Origin of the sequence: Collinsella sp. AM23-17 (assembly GCF_003470945.1) — a bacterium.
GTDB classification, from domain to species: Bacteria; Actinomycetota; Coriobacteriia; order Coriobacteriales; family Coriobacteriaceae; genus Collinsella; species Collinsella aerofaciens_O.
The window spans coordinates 1-1,031 of the sequence record NZ_QRHU01000056.1; the positions used below are offsets into that span (position 1 = coordinate 1).

General features: G+C 66.5%; 1 protein-coding gene. It reads right to left on the reverse strand.

What is annotated here, in order from left to right; genetic code table 11:
• Window positions 1-101: 101 nt before the first annotated feature.
• The coding region (gene arcC / locus DW645_RS09840; protein ID WP_118227351.1) for a carbamate kinase at window positions 102-1,031 on the reverse strand (930 nt) is incomplete at its 5' end.

A 1,031-nucleotide genomic window follows, 5' to 3' on the forward strand; every position in this document is an offset into this window, starting at 1 on the left:
AGCAAAAGCCCCGCAGTCGGAGCGGACTGCGGGGCTCGTGAAGAGAGGCTAGTTTGTGGGCGCCTTGCCCGGCGCCCACGAGAGAGGCAACGGAGCAGGGACTACTCGTGGATGCGGGTACCGGAGAGGCCGGCCATGGTCTCGGCGGCCTTGTCCAGGGCACCGATGATGCAGGTGCGGCCCTTGCGGGAACGGGCGAACTTGATGGCCGCGCGGACCTTGGGCTCCATGGAACCCTTGCCGAACTGGCCCTCGTCGGCCAGGCGCTCGGCCTCGTCGGCGGTGAGGTCCTCGAGCTCCTCCTGGTCGGGCTTGCCGAAGTTGATGGCGACATGCTCGACGGCGGTCAGCAGGAACAGAACGTCGGCGTCGCAGTCCTCGGCCAGCAGCTCGCCGCCCAGGTCCTTGTCGATGACGGCGGGAACGCCCTTGTAGCAGCCCTTGTTCTCGTAGTCGCGGACGACGGGGATGCCGCCGCCACCGCAGGCGATGACGATGAACTCGTTGTCGAGCAGGTTGAGGATGGAGTCGGCCTCGACGATCTTCTTGGGATCGGGGGAGGCGACGACGCGACGCCAGCCGCGGCCGGAATCCTCGACGAAGACCTTGGAAGGATCCTCGGCCATGAACTCCTTGGCCTGCTCCTCGGTGTAGAAGGGACCGATCGGCTTGGTCGGGTTCTTGAACGCGGGATCGTCCGGGTCGCACTCGATCTGGGTGACGACGGTGGCGGCGTGCCAACGCTTATAGCGCTTGTGCATCTCGCGGCCGATGCCCTGCTGCAGGTGATAGCCAATGTAGCCCTGGGACATGGCGCCGCACTCGGGCAGCGGCATCTCGGGGGTGCCGATGGCGTCGTGGGCAGCGGCGAAGGCGTTCTGGATCATGCCGACCTGCGGGCCGTTGCCGTGGGTGATGATGATCTCGTTGCCCTGCTCGATAAGACCAAGGAGAGCGTGGGCGGTGTTGCTCACGGCCTGGATCTGCTCGACGGGGTTGTTGCCGAGGGCGTTGCCGCCGAGGGCGACGAC